The sequence below is a fragment of the Novosphingobium sp. APW14 genome (genome assembly GCF_032337075.1).
GTDB lineage: Bacteria > Pseudomonadota > Alphaproteobacteria > Sphingomonadales > Sphingomonadaceae > Novosphingobium.
This window is the reverse complement of sequence record NZ_JAVYAB010000009.1, coordinates 60,583-68,582: the sequence shown is the minus strand read 5'-3', so window position 1 is coordinate 68,582 and position 8,000 is coordinate 60,583. Positions and strand designations below refer to the sequence as shown.

Annotated in this window: 9 protein-coding genes; 4 read left to right on the top strand and 5 right to left on the bottom strand. The window is 62.1% G+C overall.

What is annotated here, in order from left to right:
• Positions 1-12 precede the first annotated feature (12 nt).
• From RQP55_RS11475 to RQP55_RS11460, 4 genes are all read right to left on the bottom strand, one after another.
• A complete protein-coding gene (locus tag RQP55_RS11475) occupies positions 13-591 on the bottom strand; it encodes a Wzz/FepE/Etk N-terminal domain-containing protein (protein WP_315610331.1) in 579 nt (192 codons plus the stop codon).
• Positions 592-616: 25 nt separating this feature from the next.
• Positions 617-1,258 carry an XrtA/PEP-CTERM system exopolysaccharide export protein gene (locus tag RQP55_RS11470; protein WP_315610330.1) on the bottom strand — a complete coding sequence of 214 codons (642 nt, stop codon included), beginning with the start codon at positions 1,256-1,258 and terminating at the stop codon, positions 617-619.
• A gap of 189 nt (positions 1,259-1,447) precedes the next feature.
• Positions 1,448-2,674 carry a pyridoxal-dependent decarboxylase, exosortase A system-associated gene (locus RQP55_RS11465; protein ID WP_315610329.1) on the bottom strand — a complete coding sequence of 409 codons (1,227 nt, stop codon included), beginning with the start codon at positions 2,672-2,674 and terminating at the stop codon, positions 1,448-1,450.
• Positions 2,671-4,194: an acyl-CoA ligase (AMP-forming), exosortase A system-associated gene (locus RQP55_RS11460; protein ID WP_315610328.1), complete on the bottom strand. Its 1,524-nt coding sequence runs from the start codon at positions 4,192-4,194 to the stop codon at positions 2,671-2,673. Before RQP55_RS11460 ends, RQP55_RS11465 begins: the two co-directional genes overlap by 4 nt.
• Before the next feature lie 35 nt (positions 4,195-4,229).
• On the opposite strand from RQP55_RS11460, the gene RQP55_RS11455 reads away from it, so the two are divergent.
• Genes RQP55_RS11455 through RQP55_RS11440 form a run of 4 tightly spaced genes read left to right on the top strand, consistent with a single transcriptional unit; the run spans position 4,230 to position 7,036 of the window.
• Entirely contained in the window at positions 4,230-5,243 is a 1,014-nt protein-coding gene (locus tag RQP55_RS11455; RefSeq protein ID WP_315610327.1) for a GNAT family N-acetyltransferase, read from the top strand.
• 40 nt (positions 5,244-5,283) lie between these two features.
• Positions 5,284-5,547, top strand: coding sequence for a phosphopantetheine-binding protein (locus RQP55_RS11450; protein WP_315610334.1), 264 nt, complete (start codon positions 5,284-5,286; stop codon positions 5,545-5,547).
• Entirely contained in the window at positions 5,544-6,218 is a 675-nt protein-coding gene (locus tag RQP55_RS11445) for a hypothetical protein (protein WP_315610326.1), read from the top strand. Before RQP55_RS11450 ends, RQP55_RS11445 begins: the two co-directional genes overlap by 4 nt.
• The gene (locus RQP55_RS11440; RefSeq protein ID WP_315610325.1) at positions 6,215-7,036 is read left to right on the top strand and encodes a hydrolase 1, exosortase A system-associated; all 822 of its coding nucleotides are present in this window, start codon (positions 6,215-6,217) and stop codon (positions 7,034-7,036) included. Before RQP55_RS11445 ends, RQP55_RS11440 begins: the two co-directional genes overlap by 4 nt.
• On the opposite strand, the gene trxB is transcribed toward RQP55_RS11440, so the two are convergent.
• The gene (gene trxB / locus RQP55_RS11435) at positions 7,033-7,980 is read right to left on the bottom strand and encodes a thioredoxin-disulfide reductase (protein ID WP_315610324.1); all 948 of its coding nucleotides are present in this window, start codon (positions 7,978-7,980) and stop codon (positions 7,033-7,035) included. The two genes, RQP55_RS11440 and trxB, sit on opposite strands and share 4 nt — an antisense overlap.
• Positions 7,981-8,000 lie beyond the last annotated feature (20 nt).

Here is an 8,000-nt window from a genome sequence, read left to right as displayed (position 1 = left end):
ACGATCTCCGCTTCACGCAGCTTGCCAATGATGTCTTCCGGCTTGTGCTTTCTTGCCATTCCATTCCTCCTTCGTGGCCATTCCTAAAATAGAAATTGGGCCACTCAGAAGGGGGCAGATCAAGATGTCGATTAGCTTTTGAACAATATCGCCAGCAATCTTCGCGTTTTCCGGATCGGAGCGAGCCCCGTCGCCATACTCAGCGGTGATCTCGAACAGGTTGTCTTTGACGTTCTCTACCTTGACCTGCTTCGCAAGCTCCAGAACCGCAGCTTCCATCTGTTTGGGCGAAGCAACCTCTTCACCGATCGCAGTGGAGCGAATTACCTTCTCAAGGTTGATCGCGCTGGTCAGCGTTTGCTGCACGCGATCGATATCGCGCTTGCGGTCACCCACCCCAACTCCGGTCACTTCCGAGAGGGCGTCATCCATCTGGACATACAGGCGCGCATGGGATTCGTAAGTGTTGGGGACGAGTGCCACGATCAGCCAGCCAACCAGGCAGACGCCCCAGGCGACGGCCAGCGCCAGCCACCGACGATGCCAGATCGAGTGAAGCGCTGCGCGCAATTCATCGTAAATGTTGTTCATCGCTCGCCCCTAGCGCGCCCCTTCCTCAGAACGTGCTCTCGGGGATGATGATGACGTCGCCAGGCATAAGCATGACGTTGGCCTTGCTGTCGCCCCGACGGAGGAGGTCGCCCAGTTTGATCGCGTATTCCTTCTGGCTGCCGCTTTCCTTGTCAAAACGGATCAGGCGCGCCTTGTTGCCCGCGGCATATTCGCTGAGACCACCAACCGCGATCATTGCATCAAGCAGCGTCATATTGGCCCGGTACGGGAGTGACGCCGGCTTGGTTGTCGCTCCGACCACCCGAACCTGCTGGCTGAACGTGCCCGCGAACCGGTTCACGATTACCGAGACCAGTGGTTCCTGGATGTACTGCGAAAGTTGCAGCGTGATATCGTCAGCCAACATCTTGGGCGTCTTGCCCACAGCCGGCATGTCGGTGATCAGTGGCGTCGTGATGCGACCATCAGGGCGGACCTGCACCTGCGCGCCCAGTTCCGGATTGCGCCAGACAAAGATCGTCAACTCATCCAGCGGGCCAATGACGTACTCTTCACCCGGCCCTTCCTGCATCGACACGAAGGACGCCGGCGGCAGTTCTTGGCCGCTGCCACCAGCGCAGCCAGCCAATGCCAGACTGGCCATGGCGCTGCCGGCCAGGAGGCGAGTGAAACGATCGGTCGGCATCGGGCATGTCCTCAAATCGGAGCGCCGTGCCATCGGTTGGGCTATGCCCTACCCCCTCGACGACCCGGCTATTCGACATCCGGTATCGCCAGAAAGGGTGAATATTGCGTTAGCCTTATGTTCGGTTTCGGCGACTTAGCCGTTAATTTCCAGCACCGTACAAAGTCCAAAGCGAGACGTGATGCCGGATCAAGCCATCATTTCCGCGGCCGGTCCCTGCCCAAGGAACATCGCCGGACTGGCGCTGGCCCCATAAGCACCAGCACAGAAAACCGCCACCAGATCGCCCACGTCCGCACGCGGGAAACCGCCTTTGTCAGCCAGCCGATCCAGCGGAGTGCACAAGCAGCCAACCACATTTGCCTCTTCCGTTGCTGGCTGGCCGAAGCGCGTGGCGATCGCGACCGGATAGTTGCGGCGGACAACCGTGCCGAAATTGCCGGAAGCCGCCAGCTGGTGATGCAAGCCGCCGTCGGTGATCAGGTAAACCTCACCATGGCTTACTTTTCGATCCACGACGCGGGTAAGATAAACCCCGGATTCGCCGACAAGGTATCGCCCCAATTCAAGGCAGAAGCGGGTCCCCGCCAGTTCCCCGGGAAGCCTGGCGAGCTGTCTGGCCAAGGCCTGTCCCACCGCGCCAAGATCAAGCGGCGCATCGCCGGGGAAATAGGGAATGCCAAATCCGCCGCCCAGATTGACTTTGGGCGGACTGGCCCCGGCTTCGGCGGCAAGGCGCGCAGCGAGGGCGATCGTCTGAGCCTGCGTTTCGGCAATCGCCGCCGCATCCAAGGCCTGGCTCCCTGCGAAGATATGAAACCCCCGCCAATCGGCCCCGGCGGCGATGAGCTTGCGGACCAGTGCCGGGACCCGCTCTGCATCCACGCCGAACGGCTTCGCGCCGCCGCCCATCTTCATCCCCGATCCTTTAAGATCGAAGTCGGGATTAACGCGAACGGCAAGCTGGGGCGTAAGCCCGATGCGCGCGGCGACTTCCAGCGCGCGCGTGGCTTCCCCTTCTGATTCCAGATTTAGCGTCACACCCGCGGCAATCGCGGCCTCTAGCTCAGCATCGCGCTTGCCCGGTCCGGCAAAGCTGATCCGCGCCGGATCAATCCCGGCCTCGGTCACCATGGCAAGTTCGCCAGCCGAGGCGATATCAAACCCATCAACCAGGCCGGCCATTGCTTGCAGCACCGGCCCGAATGGGTTGGCCTTGACCGCATAATTAAGTGCTACCGCATCCGGCAGCGCCTTGCGTAAATCGGCCACGCGCGCGGCAATTCGATCGGCCGAATAGACAAACAACGGCGTGCGGCCGGCCTCTGCCACCAGATCACTGGCCTTTCGGCCACCGATGATCAGTTCTCCATCGGCCGCCACGAAGCCGGCGGGGATCGGCCCCAGCGGCTTCACGCCTGCAACTCCGCGGAGAGCGCTGCCCGGTCAATCTTCCCATTGGGTGAGAGCGGCATCGTTTCCCGCCAGTGAATCTTCTTTGGCTGCATGAAATTTGGCAATTCTATCATTAATTTGCGCGCCAATTCTTCCTGTCGATCTGAAGCGCCGGAGGCGCCCCGTACAACCAAATGTATGGCCTGTCCCAAACGTTCGTCAGGAAGGCCAAGTGCGACTGCCTCTGCAACCAAACCCGTGCCAAGTGCAGCGTCCTCGATTTCCTGCGGGCTTATCCGGTTTCCTGCTGTTTTGATCATGGCATCGCGGCGCCCGACGAAATAGAGCAGTCCCTCGACACCGCGGCGCACCCGGTCACCCGACCAGACCGCCATGCCGCCATAGACCGATGCCTCAGGGGCCGGCTTGTAGCGCTCGGCGGTCCGTTCGGCATCTTGCCAATAGCCCTGCGCGACCAGTGGCCCGCAGTGGACCAGCTCCCCCTCTTCGCCATCTGCGGCGAGCTGACCATCATCGCCAATTACCAGGATTTCAGCATGGGGGATCGCCTTGCCCATCGAAGTCGGATGCGTGTCGATCAACGCCGGATCCAGGAAAGTGGAGCGGAATGCCTCGGTCAGGCCATACATGGCGAAAATCCGCGCCTCCTTGAACTGGTCGCGCAGCAGCCGGACAAGATCGACAGTCAAGGCGCCGCCACTGTTGGTAAGGCGCCTCAGCCGGTTCGCGGTCTCCCCGGGCCAGTCCAGTTCAGCCAGCTGGACCCAGAGGGGCGGCACTGCGGCCAGAGTTGTAGCACCGTGGCGCTCCACCGCCTTGATCACATCGCGCGGTGTCAGATAGTCCAGCGGGGCGACGCAGGCGCCGGCAAACCAGGTGGAGAGCAACTGGTTCTGCCCATAGTCAAACGACAGCGGCAGGACCGCAAGCGTGACATCGGCTGGCGTCAGCTCAAGGTAAGATGCCACGCTTTCTGCCCCCAGCCACATGTTCGCATGGCTCAACATCACGCCTTTCGGCCTTCCGGTAGAGCCTGACGTATAGAGGATTGCAGCAAGCTCTCCGGGATCCCGCTCGGACGGTTTAAGCGCTAAGATTGATTTATAATCTTCAATTACTTCCAGCTCATTTTTGACAATGCACCTTACCGGAATATCACCCGGTACCAGCGTGGTCAGCCGCGCCGCCGTAGCAACCAGCAGGCTCGCTCCGCAATCGGCCAGGATGTATGCCACTTGTGCACGCTTGAGCAGCGGATTGATCGGCACGTGGACCAGCCCGGCACGGGCCGCCGCCAGCGGCAGAATGCAGGTCAGTTCACCCTTCGCCGCCCAGCTGGCCACGCGCGCACCCGGCTCAGGCACCTGCTGTTGCAGCCACCCGGCAAGCCGAGAGACACGTTCCCTTAAGTCATTATAGCTAAGGGTCTGATTCCGAAGCGCGAGCGCGGGCGCAGAACCTTCACCACGCAAGGCCAGGTGATCGAGCGGCTTCGGGTCGATCGGCAAACTGGCAGGCACGGGCGAAGGCTCCGACGATTGGGAATTCCGGGAAATTGATTGCGGTCGATTATCACGACGATCTTAAGGAAGTGCAAGGCGATGCAGCGCTTGCTGCACTGCTTCGCGCGCCTTTTGCCCGTGCACCGTTCGATCGGCTGGAATGGTGGCAGGACCTTGCGCGTTATTGTGGGCTGGCTCCCTTGCTGGCCGTTGCCCGCGATGGTCAGGAGCGTGCCATTCTGCCGCTGTATCGCCGAGGCCGGCAGATCCATAGCCTCGCAAACTGGTATTCGTTCCGGGTCATGCCGCTTTTTACGGCGCAAGCAGGCCGCGCGGCGCTCCTCAACGCATTGGCGGAAGACCTAGCAGGTGAATCCCCCCACTTGGTGCTCTCCCCCCTACCCGACGAACATGGCGAGGCGCGCGAACTTGCCCAAGCCTTGCGCAAGGCTGGTTGGACGACCTTTATCGAACCATGTGACGTCAATCATATCTTGCTAGTGAACCAGCGCAGCTTCGCCGCTTACCTGGCCGCCCGCCCCGGTTCGCTTAAAACCACCCTGCGGCGCAAATCCGGCAGGGTCACCGTAACCATCGACACGGCCTTCGACCCGGCCAGCTGGGCCAGTTACGAAACGATCTACTCCCAGAGCTGGAAGGCCGCGGAAGGTCACCCCGAATTTCTCCGCAAGTTCGCCGAGCGCGAAGGCGCGGCCGGGCGACTGCGCCTGGCGATCGCCCATGACGGCACGCGGCCGGTGGCAGCACAGTTCTGGACGGTCGAAGCCGGTACCGCTTTCATCCACAAGCTGGCCCATGTCGAACAGGCAAAAGACCTGTCCCCTGGCACGATCCTGACAGCGGCACTGCTGGAACGCGTGATCGACCATGACAAGGTTACCCTGGTAGATTTCGGCACAGGTGACGATCCCTACAAGCGCGACTGGATGGAACAGACCCGCCTACGCTATCGGATCGAGGCTTTTCGTGCGACCTGGCCCGGAACCTGGCCGGCAATCGCCCGCAAGGTTCTGCGCAGGGTTGCAGCGGGCGGGCACCATGGCTAGAGGCGCGGCCATAGAGGAAACCACGCTCCACGAGGGATCAATGCGCAGCCAAACAGACCAAATCCTGCGCGGCATTTTGACCGACGTGCTTGGCCTGACGCCGACGCAGGTGGATGCGTTTGATGCCGATACCGGCCTGTTCGGGCATCTGCCGGAACTGGACTCCATGGCCGTCGCAGGTCTGCTGACTGAAATCGAAGACCGGCTCGACATCGTGATCGATGATGACGAGGTCGATGGCGAGTTGCTGGAGACCTACGGCAATCTCCTCAGCTTTGCCGAGGCCAAGCGCGAAACCGCGTGAACGCAGCCAGCTATCCCTGCCCGCTTCCAGACGGGTCGAGCGTTGCCGAATATGCGCTCGTCTTTGACCGCGGTGCAGACCAACGGCTGCTGATAATTCCCGCCCTGTTCGATGAAGGCCACCGCACGCGGCGGCTGTGTGTCGACGTGATGCGCCGCCTTGACGCAAGCGGGATTGCAGCCTTGCTGCCGGATCTGCCCGGCACCAATGAAAGCCAGATCAACCTTGCGGGATTAGCGCTGACCGATTGGGCTAATGCGATCAGCAGCGCGGCCAACCACTTTCGGGCAACGCACGTCCTGGCGGTCCGTGGCGGCGGGTTGCTCATTCCCCCGGGCCTGCCAGGGTGGCGCTATGGGCCGGTGGATGGTGCCAGCTTGCTGCGCCGGATGATCCGTGCCCGGGTCGTTTCCAATCGCGAAAGCGGGCACGAAGACGATGCGGAGAGCCTGCTGACAACGGCCGAGAAGGGCGGCATCGAACTGGCCGGCTATCACCTTGGCGCCGCAATGGTGGGGCAATTGCATGCGGTGCGGCCCGATGGCACCCTGCCTGAAATTGAACAGGAACTGGTTAGTGGCAGCCCGCTTTGGCTTCGCGCCGAGCCCGATGCCGATGCTGCCCAGGCCGATGCCCTGGCGGCCTATCTGACCATAGCGATCCGCGGATGACTCGGCAGCACCTGACTTTTTCCTGCGAAAGCAGCCAGCTGGCCGGCACGCTCGATGCAGCGCCCGGAACCACCGGGCTGCTTATCATATCGGGCGGAAATGAATTGCGGGCGGGCCCCTGGAGCAGCCAGGCACAGTTGGCCGAGAAAGTCGCACGCGCCGGCTATCCGGTCTTCCGGTTCGATCGCCGCGGGACAGGCGATAGCGAAGGTGAAAATGCGGGTTTCGAAGGCTCAGCCGCAGATATTGCTGCTGCCATCACGGCCTTCCGCACACAGGTGCCCCACCTGAAGCGCATCGTCGCTTTCGGCAACTGTGATGCTGCCAGCGCGTTGATGCTGATCGGCGGAGCCGGTTGCGCGGCCATGGTGCTTGCCAACCCCTGGACATTTGAGCCCGAGCAGGCCCCAGACCCCGCGCCCGTGCCGCAAGCCGAGCCCGCCTTGCCCCAGATGCCGCCATCGGTCCTGCGGCGTCATTACCTGAAGCGCCTTGCCGATCCGCACGCGCTTTGGCGGCTGCTGACCGGCAAGGTCGAACTGGGCCAGATGACCGCTTCGCTGGTTGGGGCCGTCAGGCGCGATGCAGCGCCCACCACCCTCGCCCAAAAGATGGCCGATGGCCTGATTGGATACGCTGGTCCGGTGACGATCGTGCTGGCCGGGAATGACCGGACCGCCCAAGCATTCCTGAGCAATTGGGATCCTGGCGATCCGCGCTTGCGCAAGTGCCCGGGCGCCAGCCACAGCTTTGTCGAACCGCAGGCGCGCATTTGGCTGCAAGGCCAGATTCTGGCCGCACTTCGGGCTCTTGATTAGCCGCGCGCTGCGAATTCCCGGTTGGCAACGAAGCGCTCTGCATCAAGTGCGGCCATGCAGCCAGTACCCGCTGCCGTAACCGCCTGCCGATAGGTGTGGTCCATCACGTCGCCACAAGCAAAGACCCCAGGGATCGCCGTCTTGGGCGTGCCGGGCTCAACCACGATGTAACCGCTGCTATCGAGTTCCAGCTTACCCTTGAAAAGGTCGGTCGCCGGGGCATGGCCAATCGCGACAAAAGCACCGTCGGCCGGTTCGACCATGATCTCACCGGTAACGGTATCCTTCAGCTCCACGCCAGTGAGCCCACCCTCGCCCACGAAACGCTCAACCGCCTTGTTCCAAAGCACCTTGATGTTCGGGTGCGCAAACAGCCGGTCCTGCAAAATCTTTTCGGCGCGCAGGCTATCGCGGCGGTGGATCAGAGTGACGTCCTGCGAATGGTTGGTCAGGTACAGCGCCTCTTCAACCGCGGTATTGCCGCCGCCGATCACGACAACCTTCTTGCCCCGATAGAAGAAGCCGTCGCAAGTGGCGCAGGCCGAAACGCCTTTGCCCGAAAACTCCTGCTCACCGGGAGCGCCAAGCCACCTGGCCTGGGCACCGGTCGCGATGACCAGCGTATCGCCCTCATAGATATCACCGCCATCGCCAATTGCCCGGAACGGCGAGCCCGACATATCGACCTCTACGATCGTATCCCACAGCATCCGCGTGCCGACGTGTTCGGCCTGGGCCTGCATTTCCTGCATCAGCCAGGGCCCCTGGATCACATCACGGAATCCGGGATAATTTTCGACATCGGTGGTGATCGTCAGCTGGCCGCCCGGCTGCAGCCCCTGGACCACGATCGGCTGCATCCCGGCGCGCGCGCCATAGATAGCCGCCGAAAGTCCCGCCGGACCGGAACCGATAATCAGCATCTTAGTGGTATGGGTGGCCATGGCAGTTCCCTGTTGATCTT